Source organism: Oxalicibacterium sp., from assembly GCF_035565035.1.
Taxonomy (GTDB): Bacteria; Pseudomonadota; Gammaproteobacteria; order Burkholderiales; family Burkholderiaceae_D; genus Oxalicibacterium.
On record NZ_DATMTD010000058.1, the window covers coordinates 1 to 22987 of the forward strand.

The 22987-nt window shown below is 55.0% G+C and carries 27 protein-coding genes; 24 read left to right on the plus strand and 3 right to left on the minus strand.

Features of this window, described 5'->3' with window-relative positions; translation table 11 throughout:
- The first annotated feature begins 33 nt into the window (after positions 1–33).
- Together VN114_RS05195 and VN114_RS05200 are read left to right on the plus strand one after the other, a co-directional pair.
- Entirely contained in the window at positions 34–570 is a 537-nt protein-coding gene (locus VN114_RS05195) for a carboxymuconolactone decarboxylase family protein (protein ID WP_325512682.1), read from the plus strand.
- A 90-nt stretch (positions 571–660) separates the two neighbouring features.
- Complete coding sequence (locus tag VN114_RS05200; protein ID WP_325512683.1) at positions 661–1434, plus strand: alpha/beta hydrolase; 774 nt, start codon at positions 661–663, stop codon at positions 1432–1434.
- 43 nt (positions 1435–1477) lie between these two features.
- Here the strand turns inward: VN114_RS05200 and VN114_RS05205 are convergent, their stop codons facing one another.
- Both VN114_RS05205 and VN114_RS05210 read right to left on the minus strand, forming a co-directional pair.
- Positions 1478–1747, minus strand: a complete 270-nt coding sequence (locus tag VN114_RS05205; protein ID WP_325512685.1) for a hypothetical protein — start codon at positions 1745–1747, stop codon at positions 1478–1480.
- A 120-nt stretch (positions 1748–1867) separates the two neighbouring features.
- Positions 1868–2068: a hypothetical protein gene (locus VN114_RS05210; RefSeq protein ID WP_325512687.1), complete on the minus strand. Its 201-nt coding sequence runs from the start codon at positions 2066–2068 to the stop codon at positions 1868–1870.
- A gap of 317 nt (positions 2069–2385) precedes the next feature.
- On the opposite strand from VN114_RS05210, the gene VN114_RS05215 reads away from it, so the two are divergent.
- The 20 genes from VN114_RS05215 (at position 2386) to VN114_RS05310 (ending at position 19951) form a co-directional block, all read left to right on the plus strand.
- On the plus strand, positions 2386–3126 hold the full coding sequence (locus VN114_RS05215) for a beta-ketoacyl synthase chain length factor (RefSeq protein ID WP_325512689.1): 741 nt from the start codon (positions 2386–2388) through the stop codon (positions 3124–3126).
- Positions 3119–3892: a lysophospholipid acyltransferase family protein gene (locus VN114_RS05220; protein ID WP_325512691.1), complete on the plus strand. Its 774-nt coding sequence runs from the start codon at positions 3119–3121 to the stop codon at positions 3890–3892. The genes VN114_RS05215 and VN114_RS05220 overlap by 8 nt, the downstream gene beginning before the upstream one ends.
- On the plus strand, positions 3885–4139 hold the full coding sequence (locus VN114_RS05225; RefSeq protein ID WP_325512693.1) for a phosphopantetheine-binding protein: 255 nt from the start codon (positions 3885–3887) through the stop codon (positions 4137–4139). Before VN114_RS05220 ends, VN114_RS05225 begins: the two co-directional genes overlap by 8 nt.
- 30 nt (positions 4140–4169) lie before the next feature.
- Positions 4170–4424: an acyl carrier protein gene (locus VN114_RS05230; protein ID WP_349255641.1), complete on the plus strand. Its 255-nt coding sequence runs from the start codon at positions 4170–4172 to the stop codon at positions 4422–4424.
- Between the two features lie 8 nt (positions 4425–4432).
- Positions 4433–4987 carry a hypothetical protein gene (locus tag VN114_RS05235; protein WP_325512697.1) on the plus strand — a complete coding sequence of 185 codons (555 nt, stop codon included), beginning with the start codon at positions 4433–4435 and terminating at the stop codon, positions 4985–4987.
- A complete protein-coding gene (locus VN114_RS05240) occupies positions 4980–6737 on the plus strand; it encodes an AMP-binding protein (RefSeq protein ID WP_325512699.1) in 1758 nt (585 codons plus the stop codon). The genes VN114_RS05235 and VN114_RS05240 overlap by 8 nt, the downstream gene beginning before the upstream one ends.
- Positions 6738–6744: 7 nt before the next feature.
- Complete coding sequence (locus VN114_RS05245) at positions 6745–7839, plus strand: class I SAM-dependent methyltransferase (protein WP_325512701.1); 1095 nt, start codon at positions 6745–6747, stop codon at positions 7837–7839.
- On the plus strand, positions 7832–8584 hold the full coding sequence (locus VN114_RS05250) for a glycosyltransferase family 2 protein (protein ID WP_325512703.1): 753 nt from the start codon (positions 7832–7834) through the stop codon (positions 8582–8584). Before VN114_RS05245 ends, VN114_RS05250 begins: the two co-directional genes overlap by 8 nt.
- Complete coding sequence (locus tag VN114_RS05255) at positions 8581–9528, plus strand: acyltransferase (RefSeq protein WP_325512705.1); 948 nt, start codon at positions 8581–8583, stop codon at positions 9526–9528. The genes VN114_RS05250 and VN114_RS05255 overlap by 4 nt, the downstream gene beginning before the upstream one ends.
- A complete protein-coding gene (locus tag VN114_RS05260; protein WP_325512706.1) occupies positions 9515–11071 on the plus strand; it encodes an aromatic amino acid ammonia-lyase in 1557 nt (518 codons plus the stop codon). Before VN114_RS05255 ends, VN114_RS05260 begins: the two co-directional genes overlap by 14 nt.
- Positions 11064–11498, plus strand: coding sequence for an acyl-CoA thioesterase (locus VN114_RS05265; protein ID WP_325512707.1), 435 nt, complete (start codon positions 11064–11066; stop codon positions 11496–11498). The genes VN114_RS05260 and VN114_RS05265 overlap by 8 nt, the downstream gene beginning before the upstream one ends.
- On the plus strand, positions 11495–12097 hold the full coding sequence (locus tag VN114_RS05270) for an outer membrane lipoprotein carrier protein LolA (RefSeq protein ID WP_325512708.1): 603 nt from the start codon (positions 11495–11497) through the stop codon (positions 12095–12097). The genes VN114_RS05265 and VN114_RS05270 overlap by 4 nt, the downstream gene beginning before the upstream one ends.
- Positions 12094–14460 carry an MMPL family transporter gene (locus VN114_RS05275; protein WP_325512710.1) on the plus strand — a complete coding sequence of 789 codons (2367 nt, stop codon included), beginning with the start codon at positions 12094–12096 and terminating at the stop codon, positions 14458–14460. The genes VN114_RS05270 and VN114_RS05275 overlap by 4 nt, the downstream gene beginning before the upstream one ends.
- Before the next feature lie 12 nt (positions 14461–14472).
- Positions 14473–15045 (plus strand): DUF3261 domain-containing protein, encoded by a 573-nt coding sequence (locus VN114_RS05280; protein WP_325512712.1) that lies wholly within the window; start codon positions 14473–14475, stop codon positions 15043–15045.
- A gap of 20 nt (positions 15046–15065) precedes the next feature.
- Positions 15066–16247 carry a beta-ketoacyl-ACP synthase gene (locus VN114_RS05285; RefSeq protein ID WP_325512714.1) on the plus strand — a complete coding sequence of 394 codons (1182 nt, stop codon included), beginning with the start codon at positions 15066–15068 and terminating at the stop codon, positions 16245–16247.
- On the plus strand, positions 16244–16726 hold the full coding sequence (locus VN114_RS05290) for a 3-hydroxylacyl-ACP dehydratase (RefSeq protein ID WP_325512716.1): 483 nt from the start codon (positions 16244–16246) through the stop codon (positions 16724–16726). Before VN114_RS05285 ends, VN114_RS05290 begins: the two co-directional genes overlap by 4 nt.
- Positions 16723–17448, plus strand: coding sequence for a 3-oxoacyl-ACP reductase FabG (gene fabG, locus VN114_RS05295; RefSeq protein ID WP_325512718.1), 726 nt, complete (start codon positions 16723–16725; stop codon positions 17446–17448). The genes VN114_RS05290 and fabG overlap by 4 nt, the downstream gene beginning before the upstream one ends.
- Positions 17445–18674 (plus strand): beta-ketoacyl-ACP synthase, encoded by a 1230-nt coding sequence (locus tag VN114_RS05300; RefSeq protein ID WP_325512720.1) that lies wholly within the window; start codon positions 17445–17447, stop codon positions 18672–18674. The genes fabG and VN114_RS05300 overlap by 4 nt, the downstream gene beginning before the upstream one ends.
- 139 nt (positions 18675–18813) lie before the next feature.
- The gene (locus VN114_RS05305) at positions 18814–19263 is read left to right on the plus strand and encodes an excinuclease ATPase subunit (RefSeq protein WP_325512722.1); all 450 of its coding nucleotides are present in this window, start codon (positions 18814–18816) and stop codon (positions 19261–19263) included.
- Positions 19241–19951, plus strand: coding sequence for a 4'-phosphopantetheinyl transferase family protein (locus VN114_RS05310; protein WP_325512724.1), 711 nt, complete (start codon positions 19241–19243; stop codon positions 19949–19951). The genes VN114_RS05305 and VN114_RS05310 overlap by 23 nt, the downstream gene beginning before the upstream one ends.
- A gap of 172 nt (positions 19952–20123) precedes the next feature.
- On the opposite strand, the gene VN114_RS05315 is transcribed toward VN114_RS05310, so the two are convergent.
- Positions 20124–20507 (minus strand): hypothetical protein, encoded by a 384-nt coding sequence (locus VN114_RS05315; protein ID WP_325512726.1) that lies wholly within the window; start codon positions 20505–20507, stop codon positions 20124–20126.
- Between the two features lie 659 nt (positions 20508–21166).
- On the opposite strand from VN114_RS05315, the gene VN114_RS05320 reads away from it, so the two are divergent.
- Positions 21167–22534 carry a sensor histidine kinase gene (locus VN114_RS05320; RefSeq protein WP_325512728.1) on the plus strand — a complete coding sequence of 456 codons (1368 nt, stop codon included), beginning with the start codon at positions 21167–21169 and terminating at the stop codon, positions 22532–22534.
- Positions 22531–22986: a response regulator gene (locus tag VN114_RS05325; protein ID WP_325512730.1), complete on the plus strand. Its 456-nt coding sequence runs from the start codon at positions 22531–22533 to the stop codon at positions 22984–22986. Before VN114_RS05320 ends, VN114_RS05325 begins: the two co-directional genes overlap by 4 nt.
- Position 22987: the final 1 nt, after the last annotated feature.

The window sequence follows — 22987 nt, forward strand, 5'->3', positions numbered from 1 at the left end:
AGGCTCTTAAACAACAAACGAAGGAGAAACACCATGGACCGTATCAATACCCCAGCCATCGACTCGGCAACCGGCCCCACCGCAGAAGTCTATGCACAGATCAAGAAAGCGGCAGGCAGTGTGCCGAACACGTTCGCCGTCATTGGCGCCCACGGCCCGGCCGCATTGAAAGCAGTGTTGAATGCGGACGGCGTGCTGGCAGGCGGTTCGTTGAACAAGCAGGAGCTTGAAACCATCAAGCTGGTCGTCAGTGTCGTCGCCGGCTGCGACTATTGTGTGGCAGCCCACTCGCTGTTGGGCAAATTGACCGGCTTGCCGCAGGACGTTCTCAAACAGATTCGCGATGGCCAACCGACCGGTGACGCCAAACGTGATGCACTGATTCGCTTTGTCCGGGTGATCGTGCAAACCAGCGGCACGATCAGCGTTTCCGAGTTCGATGCCGTCAAGGCGGCGGGTTACAGCGATGCGCAACTGGTGGACATCAGCCTGGCAATTTCGGTGACATCGTTTACCAACATCTTTAACCGCATCAATGACACCACGGTCGATTTTCCGGCTGTGGCGTGATGAAAGAATTCACGGCGGATACATTGGGAAATATGTCGCCGCCGGTTTTTCACTATGATTCGATAATCGATTCAAACAGGGAATAAAAAAATGGCAGCGCAAATATTCGATTTCGAAGGGCCGAAAGGCTATCGTCTCTCCGGGCGTCTTTCCGAACCCGAAACAGCATTGCGAGGGTGGGCGATTTTTGCACACTGCTTCACGTGCGGCAAAGACAGCCTTGCAGCGACGCGTCTGACAAAAGCGTTGGCTGAACATGGCGTTGGTGTGCTGCGTTTCGATTTTGCCGGGCTGGGAGCAAGCGGCGGCGTTTTTGGTGACTCCAGTTTTGCCGCCGATGTGAACGATCTGATCGCCGCAGGAAAGGCCATGACGGCAGCCGGCAAGGAACCTTCGTTATTGATCGGGCATAGCCTTGGCGGTGCGGCATCATTAATGGCAGCCGGCGATTTGCCAAGCATCCGCGGTGTGGTCACGATCGGGGCGCCGTATGACGTTGCGCACGTGTTGAGACTGTTCGATCCGAAAGGTCTGGAGAAAGTGGAAGCGGAGGGCGAGGCAGAGGTGCAACTGGGCGGGCGTCCGTTCGTCGTCCGTAAAAGTCTGGTTGAAGGCTTGCGCCAGCACGATCTGCGTTCGCGTATCGCTGAACTGCATCGGCCGCTGCTGGTGATGCATGCGCCGGGCGACGATACCGTCGATGTCAGCAGTGCGGCACACATTTTTGCCGCGGCCAGACATCCGAAGAGTTTTATCTCGCTGGATGACGCCGATCATCTGCTGACGCGTCGCGCCGATGCGGATTATGTCGCCGCATTGATTACAGCATGGGCAACGCGTTACTTGCCGATGGAAGGGAATTGAATTGCGAGAATGAGCGACATCAGGGCCTGTGTCGCTCATATAATCAGTGGTGAACAGCTTTCTTTGGGCCTTCGGCTTTTTTGTCGATGTATTCGTGTGCTGTCTGGATGCCGTGCGCGATACATTCGTCGATCGTCGGATATGAATGGCCATCTGCTACTTCGCGATCCCTGAACCCGTCATCAAAATGTTCCGTTATCACGACGCGAGGAACGTAGTCCGGCAGCTTTCTGTCGGGATCGATTCTCGACAGATGCGCGGAAATTTGTACCGAAACACTCCATCCCTTGTAAGTTTCATAATGTGACTGCATTTTTTGTCTCCGTGATTTGCATGAAATATCCTGGCATTCCGCCTAGCGCCATAAATTGACTGACCTGAAAGCAAAAAAGCCGCGTCTTGTAAAAGGCGCGGCTTGATGCTTGCGGGATCATCAGTTCAGGTCGTCATCCGTCGTGCTGAGTGTGCTGCCACTATTATCGAGCGTCCGTTTCTGATGCTGCACGGTCTTGTGCGACTGTTCGCCGGGAATGGTTTCGTGATGAATGACCTCTTCTGCATCGCGGGAGGAGTCCATATCGGTCGGCACTTTCTCGGACGTTGATTTGCGGAAGTTATCCATAACGGTTTTCATGTCGTCTCCATTGGCTGTCTGTGTAATTCATCATAGACCGGTGCATTGCCTTTTTAACATCGGAAAACGTCTCGATTTTTTGTAGGAACGCAAGTCAGAAAATCCGCGCTTTTTCATGACTTTCGTCTTTTTTGAATCCTGTTTTTTTGTTAACAAATAAAATTTATTATTTGACAATGTTGTAAAGGCGTTTTCAAGTTTGCTCAACCCCATCAGCTTATCTATAATTGGCGCGGCTTCAGTGAAGCAGAGAGAGACCCGCATGTGACAAGATGCAGCAAGACTGCACCGTACCTTGACCTCAGGAATACAGAAAAATGCACGCAAACGGGGTCAGTTTTTCCATCGCCGCTCATGCGGCATGGGCGCCGGGTATAGAGACACCTGAAGCGTGGACATCCTGGGCAGAAATGCCATATCCGATCGAAGGCAATACCGAGCCAGCTGTGCAACAGATGCCTGCCATGCTGCGGCGCCGCGCCGGTGCACTGGGCAAGATGGCGCTGGAAGTTGCATATCAGTGTTTGGATGGAAGAACGAATGTGCCGGTCGTCTTTTGTTCACGTCATGGTGAAGTGACTCGCGCAGTCGATTTGCTGACCGATCTTGTGCGAGACGAACCGTTGTCGCCGACGAGTTTCGGCCTCGCTGTGCACAATGCCAGCGCAGGTCTGTTTTCAATTGCACGAGCAGATCGTGCCAACCATCTGGCGCTTGCAGCCGGCAAAAGTACGATCGAGCATGGTGTGATCGAGGCGTGCGGCCTGCTGGCGGATGGGGAACCGATGGTGCTGCTCGTTGCGTATGACAATCCGCTACCGGCGGTCTTCGCGCAGTTTGATGAATGTAGGGAACAGCCATATGCATGGGCCTGGTTAGTCGTGCCGGCAGACAAGGCGGCCGTTCATTTAAGTTGGCACAGAACCGAGAATGGACTGGTTCAAGAACCGAATAATATGCCGCCGGGTTTGCAGGTATTGGGGTTTCACCTGAGAGGTGATTCGTTGCTGGAACGGATTGCCGATAATCGATGCTGGCGCTGGACGCATCATGCTTGATCGCCTTTCGCTTTATTGGCGTGTATTTGCGACAGGATTGAGCTTTATCATTTTTGGTCTGGGCGGATTGTTGCTGCGCGCAGCCGTGTTTCCCATGCTGAATCTGTTTGTCCGGCAACGGCAGAGGCGTATTGCGTTATCACGTACGGTAATTCGCGGCGCTTTTCGTTCCTTCGTCTGGCTGATGCAGATATTGGGAGTATTGCGTTATGAAATTATCGGCCTTCAGCGTTTGCAACGTGAAGGCTTGTTGATTCTGGCTAACCATCCGACGCTGATCGACACGGTTTTTTTGATGGCATTCGTCAAGCGTGCAGATTGCATCGTCAAAGGAAAGTTGTGGGACAACCCGTTCACACGCGGACCGGTACGGGCGGCGGGATATATCAATAATGATGCCGGGGTGGATTTGGTGGCCGGTTGTATTTCATCGCTGCAAGCTGGCAACAATTTGATTATTTTTCCAGAGGGAACACGTACACCTGCAGACGGTGAAATCAATCTGAAACGCGGGGCGGCAAACATTGCTGTACGAGGTGCACGAGATGTAACGCCGGTTGTTATTCGCTGCGAACCGCTTACGCTGGGGAAAGGCGAAAAATGGTGGAAGGTTCCTCCATGTGCCGCTCGCTTCCGCATCGAAGTACGAGACGATATCAGGATCGGCAGTTTTATTGCAGACGGTACGACTGAAGTCATGGCTGCACGACATCTGACCGAATATCTGCAAAGTTATTTTATGAAAGAAGGCCAACGTCATGCTTGAGCAAGAAGTGAAGGAAATGATCATCGACGTACTGCAGCTGGAAGATATCAGCACAGACGACATCGATAGCAACGAGCCATTGTTTGTTGAAGGTCTGGGACTGGATTCGATCGACGCACTGGAATTGGGTGTTGCATTGCAAAAACGCTACGGCATTTCATTGTCGGCTGAATCGGAAGATACACGTCGTCACTTTGCTTCGGTAAACGCATTGGCTGCACTGATTGAAAGCAGCAGAACAAAATAAGGGAGAAGTACGATGGTATCGATTAATACGATGAGCAAGGACGAACTGTACGGCTGGGTCGTCGATCTGCTGGCAGAAATGTTCGAACTCGACAAATCGAAGCTGACGATGGAGTCGAATCTGTACGCCGATCTGGATATCGACAGCATCGACGCCGTCGATCTCGCAGTGAAGCTCAAGCAGATGACCGGCAAACGCCTGCAGCCGGAAGTGTTCAAAACCATCCGTACGATCGGCGACGTCGTCGATGCACTATCGGATCTGGCGTCGGAGCAGGCAGCATAAACCGCTCCATGTGGACGATATGCACAGTGCTGATCACACTGTTGTATCCACTCGTCATCTGGTTCGGGCACGGGCAGATCGAACCGCGCTGGCTGGCAGCATTACTGCTGCTGGCGCTTGCCACGCGTTTGCCTGCGCTGAAGATCAGTCGTATTGCGCGCTGGTCGGTGGCGGGCGGATTGCTGCTAGCCGCCTTTGCAATATGGGACAACATGCTGTTGCCGTTGAAACTGTATCCGGTACTGGTCAATTGCGCGATGCTGGCCGTGTTCGGTTACAGCCTGCTGTCGCCGCCTTCGATCATCGAACGCATGGCGCGCCTGCGCGATCCGGCATTGCCTGCCGCCGCCGTCCGCTATACGCGCCGCGTCACGCAGATATGGTGCGTGTTTTTCGTCGTCAACGGCTCGATTGCATTGGGTACCGCGTTATGGGCATCGGAAGCAGTGTGGTCGCTGTATACCGGCGTCATTGCCTATGTGCTGATGGGTTTGCTGTTTGGTATCGAATTCCTGTTCCGGGTACGTTTCAAGCGCCGCATCATGGCTGAATCCCATGTCTGAGTCGTGTTCATTCGCGTTGCCCGATCTGTATCGGTTAATTGCCCGTCGTCCGGCCGACGTGGTGGTCGGGCGACGTGATGGCGATGTTGTGCGCAATGCCGAACTTTTGCAGCGCATCCACGCATGGCATGGGCTGCTGCAACGGCGCGCCGGTCGTAATTTTGCGCTGTTTCTGGAAGACAGTATCGAGTTCGGTGCCGCACTGCTTGGCGCCTGGCATGCAGGCAAGACGATCTGGCTGCCCGCCGACAGGCTGGCGGCAACCTGCGACACGCTGGCGCAAAGTGTCGATGGATTTCTCGGTGAGTTTCCCGCAGCGGTTGCACCGCTTGCACCGCATATCGCCGATGAAAGCGTCGCGTTCGAGATCAGGATAATTCCACCGGATTTTCCGGCGCTGGTTGTCTACACATCCGGCACGACCGGCGATGCGCAAGCGATTCCTAAACGGATGTCGCAATTGTCGCGCGAGATTGCGACGCTCGAGTCGTTGTTCGGCGAAAGGCTCGGCGATGCCGCGATCGTTGCGACGGTGTCGCACCAACATATTTACGGTTTGCTTTTCAAGGTGCTGTGGCCCCTGGTCGAGGGCCGCATCATCCATTCGCGTATCCAGAATTTTCCGGAAGAACTGTTGCTGGCCATCTCGCAGCATCCATGTGCACTGATCGCCAGTCCTGCCTATCTGAAACGTTTGCCCGATCACCTGGCGTGGGCGGACGCACAACCGTTGCGGGCGGTGTTTTCTTCCGGTGGACCGTTGTCGACTGATGTTGCAACATCGACCGGCAATCTGCTGGGACAGGTGCCGATCGAAGTCTATGGCAGTTCCGAAACCGGCGGCATCGCATGGCGACAGCGCATTACCGGTGTATCCGATGCATGGCATCCGATGCCGAATGTGGAATGGCGCCGTTCTGCCGAAAATTTGCTGGAAGTACGTTCGCCGCATCTGTCGGACGACAACTGGTTTGCACTGGCTGATTGCGTGCAACCGTTAGGCGAAGGATTTGAATTGCGCGGACGCAGCGATCGCATCGTCAAGATCGAGGAGAAACGCATTTCTTTGACGGCAATCGAATCGCGGTTGAATAACAGCGGATTGGTATCAGTCGCGCGTGTCGTCGTTTGTGACGAAGCTGTCGGTCAGCGTCAGCGACTTGCTGCATTCGTCGTGTTATCCGACGACGGAAAGCGCGTTCTGGAGGGGAATGGAAAACTCGCGTTGAACGGTCAATTGCGCAACGTATTGAGCGGCACGATTGAGCCGGTCGCGTTGCCGCGTCGCTGGCGTTATCTGGACCAGATGCCGACTGATGCACAAGGTAAAACCTCGCGAGCAGCCTTGCTGGCATTGCTCGATGTTCGACCACGTACACCGCATCTGCGTCTGATTGCACGTGACGAACAACGGGTGGAGCTGGAAATGATCGTTCCCGCCGATCTCTATTATTTCGACGGGCATTTTCCTGAAGCGCCGATTTTGCCTGGCGTAGTGCAGGTCGACTGGGCGATCAGCAATGGACGTCAATATTTCGATCTTCCGCCGCATTTTCAGGGAATCAATGCTCTGAAGTTTCAGCAGGTTATCCAGGCAGACACGCCAGTAACGCTGGAACTGCTGCATGATCGGCAGAAAAGCAGTTTGAACTTCCGTTATTTTTCGCCGAAAGGCCAGCACGCCAGCGGTCGCATTTTGTTTACGGCCACTCCACATGTATCGCCCTCATCGGCGTCGTTATCGCCATAAAGATCACATGTTGAATAAAACGTTTTCTCCACCGGGGCAGAGTGCATTCGCCGCCCGTTTCGAAGCGCAAAAAATTGCATTCGGTCCGGTGGTCTTCCAGTGCGTCCGTTACGCATGGAAACGCGGCATGCTGCAGGCGCTGGCCGATGCCGGCGAAGGCGGCTTGACGATCGACGAACTGGCGGCGCGTGGTACGTGGACCGAGTACGCATTGAAAGTCGTCCTGGAAACCTGTCTGTCGGCCGGTGTCGTTTATCTGCAGAACGATCACTACACGCTCGACAAGAGCGGCTATTGCGTATTGACCGACAAGATCACGCAGATCAATCTCGATTTCAATCACGACATTTGTTATCGCGGCTTGTTTCATCTGGACGAATCGCTTGATCGTGAGCAACCGGTTGGACTGCAAACATTGGGCGACTGGCCGACGCTATATGAAGGTATGTCGGCATTGCCCGAGCCGGCGAAGACGAGCTGGTTCGCATTCGATCATCATTATTCCGACATCTCGCTTCCGTCGGTGTTGCCAGACATCTTCGCCACCGCGCCGCGTCGTCTGATGGATATTGGCGCCAATACCGGCAAGTTCAGTTGCGCGGCGCTCGCATACAACTCCAAGGTGGAATTGCACCTGGTCGATTTGAAGAATCAGTTGGCAGTTGCAGATGTGGCGTTGCAGACAGCGGGTCTGCGCAATCGTGCGCATCTGCATTCAATCAATCTGCTGGATGCAGGATTGCCGTTGCCGGCCGGCATGGATGTGATCTGGATGAGTCAGTTCCTGAGCTGCTTCAGCGAGACGGCGATCGCCGGTATTTTGCAACGCGTGGCAGGCGCACTGGCCCCGAACGGCCAAGTGCTGATCATGGATACGTTCTGGGATCGCCAGCGATACGACATCGCATCGTACTGCCTGATCAACACATCGCCCTATTTCACCGCAATGGCCAGTGGTAACAGCAAGATCTATGAAAGTGGCGACTATATTCGACTGGCGGAACGCGCAGGTTTGCGGCTCCTGACTGTGCGTGACGATATCGGTTATTGCCATTCGCTGCTGCGTTTCGAACGCGCAGACGCAGGAGAGGCCAATGGCTGACGCATTCAATCCGGTCGTGCTGATCCCCGTCTACGATCATGAGCATGCGATCGGAACGGTCGTTGCCTCTGTGCTATCGCACAGCGTGCAATGCATCCTTGTCGATGACGGCAGTTCGTCAGCCTGTGCACATGTACTGGATGAAATTGCGGCTGCGGCACCGGATCACGTCACGCTTGTGCGTCATTCCTCAAATCGTGGAAAAGGGGCTGCTGTCATGACGGGCTTTGCGCGGGCTGTCAGCGATGGTTACAGCCATGCATTGCAGATCGACGCGGACGGGCAGCATCGCGTGGAAGACATTCCGAGGTTCCTGGCTGCGTCGGCAGAAAATCCGGACGCCGTGATTGTCGGTTATCCGATCTATGACGAATCTGTGCCGGCGATCAGACTATACGGTCGTTACGCCACCCATGTCTGGGTATGGATCAACACGTTATCGTTCGAGATCAAGGATTCGATGTGCGGTTTTCGCGTTTATCCGATCGCCCCCGTCATTGGATTGGCAGCGCGCCGGCAACTCGGGAGCCGTATGAATTTCGATACCGAAATTCTGGTACGTCTGTTTTGGGATGGTTTGCGCATGGTGAACCTGCCCACGCGTGTTGCCTATCCGTTGGATGGTGTATCGCATTTCCGTGTCTGGCTGGATAACGTATTGATCACACGCATGCATACGGAGCTGTTCTTTGGCATGGTGGTGCGGATTCCGCGTCTGCTGATGCGGAAATGGCGAACGTCATGAGCGCAGCCAAAAAACACTGGGCCAACATCAACGAAGTGAGCTTCGTTGCAGGCATGCGGTTGCTGTTCGCAATCTATCGCGTGTTCGGTCGCTGGCCATTCCGTGTCGTGTTGTACCCGGTATTGCTCTGGTATGTGCTGACACAGCCGCAGGCGCGTCGTGCATCGCTCGATTATCTGGGACGCGTGCGACATTACGTGCCGGTATCGGTCGGCACGAAAGGCGTGTTGCGTCATTTTGCGTCGTTCGCCGAATCCATTCTAGACAAGATGTTGCTGTGGGGCGGATTGTTCAAAATTGAACAGGTCGCGTATCGCGGTGCGGAACAGCTTGATCGTTTGATCAATGACAGACGCGGCGCGCTGCTGATTTGCGCACATTTGGGTAATCTTGAATTGTGCCGTGTGCTGGCGCGACAACACACGAACATGCGCTTGACGATACTGGTGCATACCAAGCACGCACGGGCATTCAATCAGATGCTGGCAACGCTGGACCCGGCCAGCCAGTTGAATCTGATGCAGGTGACCGAAATGACGCCAGCGACGGCAATGCTGTTGTCGGAAAAAATCGCCGATGGAGAATTTGTAGTGATTGCCGGCGATCGCGTGCCGGTATCGGCGCAGCCGCGCGTGGCAATGGCGGATTTCCTCGGTGCACAGGCGGCATTTCCGGTCGGCCCCTATGTATTGGCGAGCATTCTGCAATGTCCGACATATCTTCTTTTCTCGACGCAGCATGACGGGCGGGCGGAAATCTTCTTCGAACTGCTGCGTGAATCAGTCAAGCTGCCGCGCAAGAATCGCGACGACGCTCTGCGCCCGCTAGTGACCGATTACGCACAACGGTTACAACATCATTGCCTGCGCGCACCGCTGCAGTGGTTCAATTTTTACGATTTTTGGCATTTACCTGTACTGGAAAAAAACGATGCATCCCGCTGACATCAAAAATACGCAACGCGCTGTCCGCTTCGATCAGGGACGTTTGCAGATCGAAGACATTGCCGACATCGCCAAGGGAAAAGCAAAAGCGATGCTGTCGGAAGATCCGCAATTTCGCGCCGCCATCGCGCGCGGTGCGGACTTTCTCGATCGCCTGCTGCGTGAAGACGGCATCATCTACGGCGTGACGACCGGCTACGGCGATTCGTGCACGGTGACGGTGCCGCCGGAACTGGTCGCCGATTTGCCGCATCACCTGTACACGTATCACGGTTGCGGTCTCGGTCAGTATCTGACGCCGGAACAGACACGTGCCGTGATGGCCGCACGTCTTGCATCGCTGAGTAAAGGATATTCGGGCGTATCTGTCGAGTTGCTGGAGCAGATCGCCCGTTTGCTGGATGCAGGGCTGCTGCCATTGATTCCTTCCGAAGGATCGGTCGGCGCCAGCGGCGATCTGACGCCTTTGTCGTATCTGGCGGCCGTGTTGTGCGGCGAGCGCGAAGTCTGGCGCGATGGCGTGCAGATTCCCGCCGCGCAGGCATTGCAGGAAGCAGGCATCAAACCGTTGCGCCTGCGTCCGAAAGAGGGGTTGGCGATCATGAACGGCACCGCGGTGATGACTGCGTTGGCCTGTCTCGCATACGATCGTGCGGCCTACCTGACGCAATTGACGACGCGCATCACGGCGATGGCGTCGTATGCGCTGGACGGCAATGCACATCATTTCGACGAAACGCTGTTTTCGGTGAAGCCGCATGCCGGCATGCAGCAGGTTGCCGCATGGCTGCGACAAGACCTGGACTGCGAACAGACCGAACGCAACGGCAAGCGTTTGCAGGATCGTTATTCGATTCGCTGCGCGCCGCATGTGATCGGCGTTCTCGCGGATGCGCTGCCGTTCTTCCGTCAGTCGATCGAAAACGAGTTGAACAGCGCCAACGACAATCCGATCATCGATGCGGAAGGCGAACGCGTGTTGCATGGCGGTCACTTTTACGGCGGGCACATTGCGTTTGCGATGGACGGCATGAAGAACGCGGTCGCCAATCTGGCCGATCTGCTGGATCGTCAGATGGCGCTGCTGGTCGACAGCCGTTACAACAATGGCTTGCCATCGAATCTGTCCGGTGCACGAGGCTCGCGTGCGGCGATCAATCATGGATTGAAGGCCTTGCAGATCAGCGCATCGGCGTGGACCGCCGAAGCGTTGAAACTGACGATGCCAGCGTCGGTATTCTCGCGTTCGACCGAATGTCACAACCAGGACAAGGTCAGCATGGGTACGATCGCTGCGCGCGATTGTTTGCGCGTGCTGGAACTGACGGAGCAAGTCGTCGCCGCGTTGCTGATTACGGTGCGTCAAGGTGTCGAACTGCGTCGTCGCGTGCAGCCTGATGCACCGTTGCATGGGTCACTGGAACGCATGACGCAGATTCTCGGTGCCGATATCGCGGTGATCGAGGAAGACCGTCGTCTCGAATCGGAATTGCGCGTGCTGCTGCAACGCATGCGCGATCAATCGTGGAATCTGTATGCGTAGAAAAAGCGCCGACAGCCGATGGTGGGCGGAGGCCGAGATCACTGTGCAGTTCTTCGATCTCGATCCGATGCAAATCGTCTGGCACGGCAACTATGTCAAATATCTGGAAGTGGCGCGCTGCGCGTTGTTCGACAAGATCGACTACAACTACGAGCAGATGCAGCGATCCGGATATTCGTGGCCGGTGATCGATGTGCAATTGCGCTACATCGGTTCGGCGAAGTTCGGTCAGCGGCTGAAATTGCGCGCCGATCTGGTCGAGTGGGAAAATCGTTTGAAAATCGACTACCTGATTACCGACGCGGAAACCGACGCACGCTTGACGCGCGCCAGCACGACGCAGGTCGCGATCGATATGCAGAGCGGTGAAATGTGTTTTGTCTCGCCGCCGGTACTGTTCAAGAAACTGGGATTGGAACCTGTATGAAGCAATATGTAATCGGACTGAGCCTGCTGGCAGCGACTGCGTTGTGCAGTGCGGCGGCGCCGGTCGCGAAGATTCAGGCGATGCTGGCCAAACCGGCCGTGTTGTGCGGACGCTTCGATCAGACCAAATATCTGAGCGGCATGAAAAAGCCTTTGTTGTCGAACGGCCGCTTTTGCGTCGTGAATGGCAAGGGCGTGCTGTGGCGTGCGTTGCAACCGTTTCCGGATACGTTGCGTTTGACGCGCGACGAGATCGTGCATTTTCAGGGCGATCGTGTTGCCATGCGGCTCGATGCCAAGCAGGAGCCGACGGTGCGCATGATCAACAGTGTGCTGTTCTCACTGCTGTCCGGCGACTTGTCGCAACTGCACAAACTGTTTGAAGTCGATGGTTCGGCCGATGCCAACAGCTGGCGCGTTGCATTGAAGGCGCGCGAACCCGCATTGGCGAAAGCCATCGGCGCGATTTCGCTGGAAGGCGGCGCTTACGTGAAAAACATCACGATCAGCGAAGAAAGCGGCGACAAGACCAACATCGTGTTTTCCGCCATGCAGACTGGCGAAGCGGCGATGCAACCGGAAGAGGCGGCACTGTTTTGATTCGTCGTCATCGTCTCGCGTTGATATGGGCATTGGTCGTGTGCGTGCTGATCGGGCATAACGCGTATCTGTGGCTGGGCAAACGCATCGTGCCGGATACCGACATCCTCGCGTTGCTGCCGGTGCAGAAGCGCGACCCTGTATTGCAGCAATCGTTTACGCACATGGTCGAATCGGCTCAGCAACGTGTCGTCGTGCTGGTCGGTGCAACCGACTGGAATGATGCGCAGCGCGCAGCCGATGCCTACAGCACGATACTGGCGCAGCACAAGGAATTGTTACAGGCGACGCAGCTGAACGATCAGACGCAGGCCGACTGGCTGACAAAATTCCAGCAGCATCGCCTGGTGTTGATGACGTCATCGCAGGAAGCGCAGCTGCAACGTCAGCCGGCGGCATTCTGGGTCGATGCCGCAAAGGCCAAACTGTACAGCCCGTTCGGCGGGCCGAAACTGGGTGCATGGCGCGACGATCCGTTCGGGCTGTTCAGCGACTGGATACAGGAGCGCGCGCAAGAGACGCCGGTGCGTCCACGCGACGGGCATCTGTTCGTCGCCGACGCGCAAAAGCAATATGTGCTGCTGCCGCTGACATTGACGGCGCCGGCGTTCTCGATGTCTGCGCAGGAGACCGTGATGCCGCTGCTGTCGCAGGCAGCGGATGCCGCACGCAAGGCAGTGCCGACTGCGGAAGTGGTTACATCCGGCGTGGTGTTGCACGCAGCGGCCGCCAGCGAGCAGGCGCACAGCGAGATGTCGACCATCGGCGTCGGCTCGCTGATCGGCATCATTCTGCTGACGTGGTTGACGTTCCGCTCGATCAAGCCGATCGTGCTGATTTTTCTATCGATTGGTATCGGCTGTCTGGGTTCGCTGTCGATCTGCTGGATATTGTTCGAACGCGTACATCTGCTGACGCTGGTGTTCGGCGCCAGCTTGATCGGTGTCGCGCAGGATTACGGCATCTACTTTTTGTGCAATCGATTGCACGCCGATCCTTCGATTGATTCTCGTACATTGCTGAAGCGTTTGATGCCGGGGCTGAGTCTGACCTTGCTGGCGGCGGTGATCGGTTACATGGGATTGGCGCTGACACCGTTTCCGGGATTGCGGCAGATGGCGTTGTTTTCCGCGCTCGGATTGATCTTCGCGTGGCTGACGGTGGTGTTTTGGTTCCCGGCATTGATCGGTCGTCAGACGCTGAAACAGGGCAGACTGGTGCACACCTATGGCAATGCATTGCGCCGCTGGCCGAGACTGCGCATGCGCAGCAAATCCACGTGGGTCGGCATCCTGTTTTTTATCGTATTGAGCGTGCTTGGTTGTCTGCGCCTTGGCGTCAACGACGACATTCGATTGCTGCAGAATCCGCCCAAGCATTTGATCGACGATCAGATCAAGCTGGGCAAACTGCTTGATGCGCCGACGCCGGTGCAGTTCTTCCTGATCCGTGGCGACGATACGGAAGCCGTGCTGCAACGTGAAGAAGCGTTGAAGAAACGACTGGATCCCTTGATCGCCGATCACAAGATCACCGGGTATCAGGCATTGTCGAATTGGGTTCCTTCCGCTCAAACACAAACTGTGCGACGCGCGTTGGTGGAACAGAAATTATTGAATTCCGGCGGACCGCTTGAACTATTGGCAGCGCAGATTGGCGAGGATCGCAGCTGGATCGACGAGACGCGCGCGCATCTGTTGTCTGCGAGCGCACCGTTGACGATGGACGAATTTCTGAAAACCCCAGCCAGCGAGCCATGGCGTCATCTGTGGATCGGTCAGACCGAAGGCGTGACGGCCAGCATCGTGGCGCTGCGTGGCTTGAATTACGCCGACTTGGCATCGATGCAACAGGCGGCGAACGGTTTGCCCGGCGTGCAGTGGGTCGACAAGGTCAACGAAATCTCGTCGGTGTTGGGTCTCTATCGCAAGTACATGGGCTGGGTCGTATTTGGCGCGTATATCGTGGTGTTTGCCTTGCTGTTCGCACGCTATCGCGGCAATACCTGGCGCGTGCTGGCACCGACGGCAGCGGCCAGTATTGCTGCGCTCGCATTACTCGGATTCGGCGGACAGAATATCCAGCTGTTTCATGTGCTGGCGTTGATGCTGTTGCTTGGCGTCGGTGTGGATTACGGCATTTTCATGCAGGAACATCCGGGCCGCCGCAATGCGACGCCGTGGCTCGCTGTCGGCCTGTCGGCGGCGAACACGATTCTGTCGTTCGGTTTGCTGGGGTTGAGCAAGACACCGGCACTGCAGGCGTTCGGCCTGACGATGTTGCTGGGCATTGCGCTAGTCTGGCTGATCGTGCCGTGTTTCGGCAAGGATGTCGACGATAGTGCGCAGCATGAAGCGGTGTAACAGAAAGAAAACATGAAACGCATTTCAATCATTCATCGCGTATTGCTGATTACGACGTTGGCCGCAATGCTGGCGTTGACCGGTTGCGCGACGGCGCCGGCACCGCAATCGGCGCGCCTCAATCTGCGTTTGAGTCCGTCGTCGCTGGGCGCGTCGATCGCACGTCAGCAGCATTTGAAGGTGGAACGAGAAGGTCGCATCGACGAACTCGATGCAGCGCTGGAGGTCGATCCCGATCACATTCAACTGGTCGGTCTGGCGTTCGGACAGCGCGTATTGAGTTTGAGCTATGACGGCAAGGAACTGACATCGTGGCGGCACGTGATGCTGCCGTCGCAGGTACGGGCCGAGGACGTGCTGGAAGATCTGCAATTGACGTTGTGGCCGAAGGAGGCGATTGCCAGTGCGCTGCCCGCCGGCTGGACGATAGAAGACGATGGACTGCATCGCACGTTGTACATGAATGGCGAACGCATCATGACGGTCGAGTATCAGACGATGCCGCGCTGGAGCGGTACCGTGGTGCTGGAAAACCTGCGGTACCGCTATCGCCTGACGATACAGTCGGTTCCTGCCGGTCCTTGATTATTTCGGGAAAATTGACAATGCCGTTTTTGAATGAATGTGGAATTGTGTGCGCGCTGGGCGACACGCATCAGGCGATCAAGGATCGTCTGCTGGCGCGCGCCGAAAGCGGCATCGCGTTGACCGATGCATGGTCGGCAGGCCGCCAGCTGCCGCTCGGCTGCGTGAACACCGAATTGCCGTCGATGGCCCATTGGCCGCTACAACATCGCAGCCGCAACAATCAATTGGCGCTAGTGGCGCTGCAACAGATCCGTCCGGCGGTCGATGCGGCGATGGCCCGTTACGGTGCAGATCGTGTCGGCGTGATTATCGGCACCAGCACCTCCGGTATTTCCGGCACCGAGACGGCGCTACGTCAGCATGCCGCCGACAAAACGCTTCCGGACGATTTTCATTACGGCCAGCAGGAGATGGGTTCGCCTGCAACGATGCTGGCAATCGAACTCGGCGTCGGCGGACCGTCGTATGTGCATTCGAGCGCTTGTTCGTCGAGTGCGAAAGCGATGGCAAGTGCCGCGCGGTTGCTCAATATGGGACTATGCGACGCGGTGATCTGCGGCGGTGTCGATTCGATGTGCGCCTTTACCGTCGCCGGTTTTTCGGCACTCGAATCGGTCAGCACAAAGCAATGCAATCCGCTCAGCGCCAATCGCAACGGCATCAATATCGGTGAAGGTGCCGCGTTGTTCCTGATGACGCGCGAACCGTCCGCCGTGGCGCTGCGCGGCTGGGGTGAATCGTCCGACGGACATCACATGTCCGCTCCCGATCCGGCCGGCGGCGGTGCGCGACTGTCGATTACACAGGCGTTGCAACGCGCCGGCATCGACGCCGCACAAATCGACTACATCAACATGCACGGCACCGCGACGGTACAGAACGACGCGATGGAGTCTCGCGTAATCGATGATTTGTTCGGCTCACAGGTGCCGGTCAGTTCGACCAAACCATTCACCGGCCACACGCTCGGCGCGGCTGCGGCAATCGAAGCCGCGATGTGCTGGCTGGCGATGCAGGACGACAACGCGGATGGAATGGTGCCGCCGCACTTGTGGGACGGTGAGAGCGATCCTGCATTGCCGACATTGAATGCGGTCAAACCGGGAACCAGGCTCGGACGCCCGTTGCAATGGGCGCTCAGTAATTCGTTTGCGTTCGGCGGATCGAATGCGACGCTAATTCTGGGGCGAAGCGCGTGAGTCTGCCGGATATCCGTACGCTGGTGCCGCATGCAGGCCCGATGGTGCTGCTCGACAGTCTGGTGTCGGTCGGCGACGAAACGTTATGCGCCGAGGTCAACATCACGGCCGAAACCCTGTTTTGCGATGGCAGCGCCGTTGGTTCGTGGGTCGGTGTCGAATACATGGCGCAAGCGGTTGCCGCTTTTGCCGGTTACGAAGCGCAGTCGCGCGGCGAATCTGTCAAGGTCGGATTCCTGCTGGGTTCCCGTAAATATGAAGTCGCCTGTCCGGGTTTTTCAATCGGCAGTCGTTTGCATGTTCATGTACAGCGCGCGTTACAGGGCGAAAACGGTCTGGGCGCATTTGGTTGCCGGATTGTCGATGCCGATGACGCCGACGCCGATGGCGCGGTGCTGGCACACGCAACGATCACGGTTTTCCAGCCTGATAACGTCAACGAATTTTTGCAGCAAATTTCGAATGAAGGTGCGGTATGAGCGAGTGTATTTTGGTAACAGGTTCGTCACGCGGAATCGGCAAGGCGATTGCATTGCGATTGGCGCGCGATGGTTACGACATTGTTTTGCATTGTCGCAGCCAGCGTGCTGAAGCCGATGCAGTGGCGCAAACAATTATCGACATGGGCCGCGTCGCGCGCGTGCTGCAATTCGATATCGCCGATCGCGAACTGGCATCCAGCACATTGCTGGCCGATATCGAACAACATGGTTGTTACTACGGCGTAGTTTGCAATGCCGGCATTGCGCGCGACAATGCGTTTCCTGCGATGTCGGGCGACGATTGGGACATCGTGCTGCAAACCAATCTCGACGGCTTCTTCAATGTATTGAACCCGCTGGTCATGCCGATGGTGCAGCGTCGCAAACCTGGCCGTATCGTGACGATGGCGTCGGTCTCCGGTTTGGTGGGCAATCGCGGGCAGGTCAACTACAGTGCCGCCAAGGCCGGCATTATCGGCGCTACGAAAGCACTGGCATTGGAACTCGCCAAGCGCAATATCACGGTCAACTGTGTGGCGCCGGGTTTGATCGAGACAGACATGATTGAAGACGTACCGATGGATGAAGTAATGAAAATGATTCCCGCAAGACGCGTTGGCAAGCCGGAAGAAGTGGCGGCAGCTGTCAGCTTTCTGATCAGCGACGATGCGGCGTATGTGACCCGTCAGGTCATTTCCGTCAACGGAGGCCTGGCATGACGCGTCGTGTCGTCGTCACCGGCATGGCCGGTATCAGCCCGGTAGGCAATGACTGGCAATCGATACGCCAGCGTCTCGGTGAATATCGCAATGCCATCGTGCGCATGGAGGAGTGGGCCAATTACGACGGATTGAACACGCAGCTTGGCGCGCCTGCTGCATCGTTCGAATTGTCTGATCGATTCAATCGCAAGACCATGCGCAGCATGGGACGCATCGCATTGATGGCAACGCGCGCCGGCGAGCTGGCATTGATCGATTCAGGACTGATCGATTCGCCGCTGGTCACCAGCGGCCAGATGGGGATTTCGTACGGTTCATCGGCGGGTACGCCGAGTGCGATCGGCGATTTCGGCCGCATGATGGAAGACCGTACGACCAAAGGCATCAACGCGACGACCTACATCAAGATGATGGCGCATACGGCACCGGTCAACATTGGTGTGTTTTTCGGACTGACTGGTCGCGTGATCACCACGTCGAGTGCATGCACGTCGGGCAGCCAGGGGATCGGCTATGCATACGAAACCATTCGCGCCGGCCAGCAAATCGCGATGATCGCAGGCGGTGCCGAAGAACTGGACGCAACCGAAGCGGCCGTGTTCGATACGTTGTTCGCTACCAGCGTGCGCAACGACGCCGCGCACACGACGCCGCGTCCGTTCGACGCCGACCGGGATGGATTGGTAATTGGCGAAGGCGCCGGTTGTCTGATTCTGGAAGAGATGGAACACGCGAAGGCACGCGGCGCCACGATCTATGCGGAACTGGTCGGCTTCGGCACCAACAGCGACGGTTGTCACGTCACGCAGCCGAATTCCGAAACGATGAAAATCGCAATGCAACTTGCATTGAATGATGCGGGCCTGCAGCCGTCCGATATCGGTTATGTGAATGCACACGGCACCGGAACGCAGCACGGCGACATCGCCGAATCACAGGCGACCGCGCAAGTATTCGGTAACAAGATGCCGATCAGCTCGCTGAAAAGCTACATGGGTCATACGCTCGGTGCATGCGGCGCGCTTGAAGCATGGATCAGCATCCAGATGATGCGCGAAGGCTGGTTTGCGCCAACATTGAATCTGCAAAACATCGACCCTGAATGTGCGCAACTGGACTACATCGCAGGCGAGGGAAGAGCGCTCGATTGCGAGTACGTAATGTCAAATAACTTTGCATTCGGCGGGATCAATACGTCGCTGGTTTTCAAGCGCGTGCAATAACAGCCATTACTTATTCAAAGGTGAGCGTGATGCGGAGGAATACTGGCTCCGGCTTGCCTTGAAATAGCTATGAAAAACGTTGTGAGCAGTCCAAGTGGATTGTAATTTTCGTTTCTTTTATTTTTACAAGGAGAATGGCATGAAAAAATTATTGTGTTCTGCTGCATTGACCGGTTTGGCAATGGCTGCAGCGTTACCCGCGCACGCACGTGATGACAAGTTGATGATGCCGATTTCGGTTGCAATGGAATCGCCGGAAACGAAAGAAAAGCTGGACAGCTCGATCCGCTATTACTTCGGTAACCAGAAAACGCCGAAAGTACTGAAAAAACTGGGCACCGACGCCAGCAACAAGAAAACCAATGCATTCGGCAAGTCCGATGAAAAAGCCTGCCAATGGGCGTTCCTGTCGGCGATGCTGTCTCTGGAACAGCGCGCAAAAGAGCTGGGCGCCAATGCGGTCGTCAACATCGTCAGCAACTACAAGAAAGTCGTCATGTCGAGCGACACCGATTATGAATGCCATGCGGGCGGCATCATGGCCGGCGTTGCATTGAAGGGCGACTTTGTCAAAATCGCCGACAAGTAATACAGCTGTTATCGCAACGGTATGGCTGTTCGACAGCCGTACCGTCGATGATGCGTGGTTTCGGGAACATGCGGACTGGCTTTCGGACGGAGAGGCAGAGCGCTATTCCCGATTTGTACGCAAGGAAAGAAAACGTCAATTTCTGATTGGTCGCATGCTGTTGCGCCATGCAGTCGGCAGGCTGGTGGATTTGCCAGCCAGTTTAATCAAGGTGATCGAACGGCCGGGACATGCACCGAAACTGGAGGGGATGGAGTCCGGGCCATGGTTCAGTATTTCTCATAGCGGCCCATGGATTGCCTGTGCAACAAGTGCTCACTCGGCAATAGGGCTGGATATCGAGGTCATGGATGCTGGCCGTGATTTGATTGGAATTGCCGAACAGACCTTTGACGCGAAGAAGGCGAATGCCATTGCGTCGCTGAAGGAAGACGCGCGTGTCGGTGCGTTCTACGAAGCGTGGTGCCAGAAGGAAGCCGCCTATAAACTGCAGTCAATCTGCGATGGCGAAACAAACAAGCATTATTTGGCGTTGCCGTATCCGGAAGTTTCAATTGTTGTTTGCAGTGCTTTTCCTATTGAAAAAGCATTTATTCAGAATGTCGTTGCGGAAGAGATGAATCTCCATATTGGAGACGATCCGAGCACAAAAGAGCATCAGAGAATTAAAGATGAGAAAGCTCCTTGAAAAAGATTTTCCTTTCATGATGGATGATTTTACGACCCATCTTCATGCCAATTTTTTGCTCTGGTCGATGACGCTTTTGCTAATCATGGAAGAAGACGTCGCGATGCTGGCGTTCATGTTCAGCTGATGTCACCAATCCCGGTTGAGCAGTATCAGCTCTCCCGCTCATGCTTCAATGTAATTTTCCCTTCGCAATCTTCTGCTCCTGAAATCGTTCTACCGATTCCAGCAATTCCGCCAGGCCCTGTTCAGTATCTGACTGAATGCGTTCAATTTCCTCATTATCCAGATCGTCTTCGATCACCATGATTTCCATCTGGAAGATGTGTGGATACTTATCCGTGGTCTTCTGCATCAATGCATCAAGCTGTTTGCGCGTAATAACGTCCTTGATGCGTTTGTCGAGAAAAAGACGAACGATGATTAAGCTGTTGTCTGCAGCGAGATCCTGCAACGCATGAGCTTCGTGTTGTAACCAGGTGGGGAATTCTTCCGGTGTAACGAAAGCTGGAACCGTCAAGACGGTGACGTTGAATTGAACGTTCAGGCTATCCATTGTTTTCCCTGATGACAGTGAATTACTGACGTATGGAGATGACACGTACAGTTTATATTCCTGTGTGCGTGTCTGCATGTTGTTTCGCGAAAAATTTCATTGCCTGTTTCATGAGAACAGCAGTGATCAGTTCAAGTAACGGTCATCGCGAAGATGGATTCCGTTTATCGCATGCAGGAGTAAATGGATCGTCTTCAGGCATCAGCCTGGCGGGATATTTGCGGAACGGGGAGAACTTCGGAGATTTTTCAATTGTTTTCATATGTCAAAACTACTCCGCTCGCATTACTAACGATGTTTTTGAATTGTTATTTTGCGATGGCGATTTGTTATTTTTCTCCCATGTTTATGGGAAAAAAATGTAGGTTTTACAGGGATTTTTCTAGCGGGATTTGCATAACGATCAATAGATCGTTGTTGCGACAATCACCTCGAAATAATTTTTTCAGGGAAACAGTTCTTGCGCTAATTTTTATCCACTAGAATCATTCCAAACTGCATGCACATCAATTTGAATAAGAGGCAGCAAAAGCGGTAGTTTCAGTACGCATTTAGAAGTTTGATCCCGTAAAACAAATGTCCGGATCGACGCGCAAGTGCGTCGATGCAGCACAAGAACTGACAGGGTGAATATGTCTAACGAATCCGGATCGGTTCGAATGAACAACAGAAGAGCGATGCTGACAAAGGCAGGATTGACGACAGCCATGCTGTTGCTGATCATGGTATCTGCAATTGCGTTTTACCGCATTCAACAATTTGCAGACAGTGCTAAGTTGGTCAGTCATACGCATCTTGTCATCGAAAAAATCCATCATCTTTTTTCCGAACTCAAGGACGCCGAATCCGCGCAACGTGCGTATCTGATTACCGGTGACGAAAGTTTTCTGGAAGCACACCACACAGTCGTTGTCTCGGTCCCGGAAGATATTGCCGACCTGAAAACGCTCACTGCCGACAATCCCAACCAGCAGCAACAGATTTCCATATTGGAAGAGATGATCGACGACAGGCTGCATGTGTTGCGGCTCGGAATCGACATGCTTGCCAACAGGCAAGGCATTAGTAATGACGAAGTTGTCGCACTCGTTCGCGGCGATGGGCGGCAAACGATGACTCAGTTGCGCATTCAGATGCAGCGCATGATCGATACCGAAGAAAAATTGTTGAAGGACCGGGCGGAACTGGTTGAACAAAATGCTGCATCTACCAAACGCTGGATTTTGTTCGGCAATCTGCTGGCGGTCCTTTTATTGCTGACGGCGATCTGGATGATTCTGCGTGAAATTGAACATCGGAGAATGGCACAACGTGAAATCGAAAAAACCGCAGCACAACTGGAGTTGACGAACAAGGAACTGGAGAGTTTCAGTTACTCGGTTTCACACGACTTGCGTTCGCCGCTTCGCGCGATCGATGGCTATTCGCGCATCTTCGAAGAAGACTTTGCCGACAAGCTCGATGATGAAGGGCGGCGGCTGCTGAAAGTGATTCGTACCAGCAGCAAGAAGATGGGGCAATTGATTGACGATCTTCTGGCGTTTTCCCGCATGGGACGCAAACCGGTCGATTTCGGCCGCGTCGACATGAATGCCTTGGTCGATGATGTCTGGAGAGAAGTGTGCGGTGAAATGTCGACGCCTCCAGTGCTGAAGAAAGAGCCGTTGCCTTCCAGCTGGGGCGATCGTGCCCTGCTGCGTCAGGTGTTGCTGAATTTGCTGGCAAATGCCGTCAAGTACAGCAGTACCAAATCTGAACCGGTCATCGAGGTTTTTTCCCGCGACCAGGAACATGAAACGTTGTATTCGATTCGTGATAACGGGGTCGGATTCGACATGCGTTTTTACAATAAATTATTCGGTGTGTTTCAGCGCCTGCATACAGAGGAAGAATTTCCCGGAACGGGCGTGGGCCTGGCAATTGCACAACGCGTCATTGTGCGGCACGGTGGCCGGATCTGGGCGGAAAGCAAACCGGACGAATACACGATTTTCAATTTCAGCTTGCCCAAGGAGACAAACGCATGAACAACCTGATGCCGGTGCATATTCTTCTCGCGGAGGATACGCCTACTGATGCTGAAATGACGATGCGCGCACTGAAGAAGGTGGGCCTCATCAATAACATCACCTGGGTAACCGATGGCCAGCAGGCGCTCGACTACATTGCGCGAGAGGGGGAGTTCGCCAATCGTGTCGAGGGAGATCCGACATTGATCATGCTTGATTTGAAAATGCCGAAGGTCAACGGCATGGAAGTGCTGAAACAGATCAAGAGCAACGAAAGGATGAAGCTCATTCCGGTCATCATGCTGACGTCGAGTGCAGAAGAGCCAGATATCGTGCGTTGCTACGAAATGGGCGTGAACAGTTATCTTGTCAAACCAGTCGAATCCGACAAGTTCTTCGAGGAAGTATCGAAGGCGGGATTCTACTGGGCGATTCTGAACCGGATTCCCGGGGCCATCGCGAAAAACTGAC

Coding starts and splice junctions, on each gene's coding strand:
- VN114_RS05210 (WP_325512687.1), bottom strand. CDS start 2,068: ATGAAAACCGTTATGGATAACTTCCGCAAATCAACGTCCGAGAAAGTG.
- VN114_RS05320 (WP_325512728.1), top strand. CDS start 21,167: ATGAACAACAGAAGAGCGATGCTGACAAAGGCAGGATTGACGACAGCC.
- VN114_RS05245 (WP_325512701.1), top strand. CDS start 6,745: ATGTTGAATAAAACGTTTTCTCCACCGGGGCAGAGTGCATTCGCCGCC.
- VN114_RS05205 (WP_325512685.1), bottom strand. CDS start 1,747: ATGCAGTCACATTATGAAACTTACAAGGGATGGAGTGTTTCGGTACAA.
- VN114_RS05235 (WP_325512697.1), top strand. CDS start 4,433: ATGTGGACGATATGCACAGTGCTGATCACACTGTTGTATCCACTCGTC.
- VN114_RS05300 (WP_325512720.1), top strand. CDS start 17,445: ATGACGCGTCGTGTCGTCGTCACCGGCATGGCCGGTATCAGCCCGGTA.
- VN114_RS05230 (WP_349255641.1), top strand. CDS start 4,170: ATGAGCAAGGACGAACTGTACGGCTGGGTCGTCGATCTGCTGGCAGAA.
- VN114_RS05220 (WP_325512691.1), top strand. CDS start 3,119: ATGCTTGATCGCCTTTCGCTTTATTGGCGTGTATTTGCGACAGGATTG.
- VN114_RS05265 (WP_325512707.1), top strand. CDS start 11,064: ATGCGTAGAAAAAGCGCCGACAGCCGATGGTGGGCGGAGGCCGAGATC.
- VN114_RS05255 (WP_325512705.1), top strand. CDS start 8,581: ATGAGCGCAGCCAAAAAACACTGGGCCAACATCAACGAAGTGAGCTTC.
- VN114_RS05285 (WP_325512714.1), top strand. CDS start 15,066: ATGCCGTTTTTGAATGAATGTGGAATTGTGTGCGCGCTGGGCGACACG.
- VN114_RS05215 (WP_325512689.1), top strand. CDS start 2,386: ATGCACGCAAACGGGGTCAGTTTTTCCATCGCCGCTCATGCGGCATGG.
- VN114_RS05240 (WP_325512699.1), top strand. CDS start 4,980: ATGTCTGAGTCGTGTTCATTCGCGTTGCCCGATCTGTATCGGTTAATT.
- VN114_RS05280 (WP_325512712.1), top strand. CDS start 14,473: ATGAAACGCATTTCAATCATTCATCGCGTATTGCTGATTACGACGTTG.
- VN114_RS05250 (WP_325512703.1), top strand. CDS start 7,832: ATGGCTGACGCATTCAATCCGGTCGTGCTGATCCCCGTCTACGATCAT.
- VN114_RS05315 (WP_325512726.1), bottom strand. CDS start 20,507: ATGGATAGCCTGAACGTTCAATTCAACGTCACCGTCTTGACGGTTCCA.
- VN114_RS05325 (WP_325512730.1), top strand. CDS start 22,531: ATGAACAACCTGATGCCGGTGCATATTCTTCTCGCGGAGGATACGCCT.
- VN114_RS05260 (WP_325512706.1), top strand. CDS start 9,515: ATGCATCCCGCTGACATCAAAAATACGCAACGCGCTGTCCGCTTCGAT.
- VN114_RS05270 (WP_325512708.1), top strand. CDS start 11,495: ATGAAGCAATATGTAATCGGACTGAGCCTGCTGGCAGCGACTGCGTTG.
- VN114_RS05200 (WP_325512683.1), top strand. CDS start 661: ATGGCAGCGCAAATATTCGATTTCGAAGGGCCGAAAGGCTATCGTCTC.
- VN114_RS05195 (WP_325512682.1), top strand. CDS start 34: ATGGACCGTATCAATACCCCAGCCATCGACTCGGCAACCGGCCCCACC.
- VN114_RS05305 (WP_325512722.1), top strand. CDS start 18,814: ATGAAAAAATTATTGTGTTCTGCTGCATTGACCGGTTTGGCAATGGCT.
- fabG (WP_325512718.1), top strand. CDS start 16,723: ATGAGCGAGTGTATTTTGGTAACAGGTTCGTCACGCGGAATCGGCAAG.
- VN114_RS05225 (WP_325512693.1), top strand. CDS start 3,885: ATGCTTGAGCAAGAAGTGAAGGAAATGATCATCGACGTACTGCAGCTG.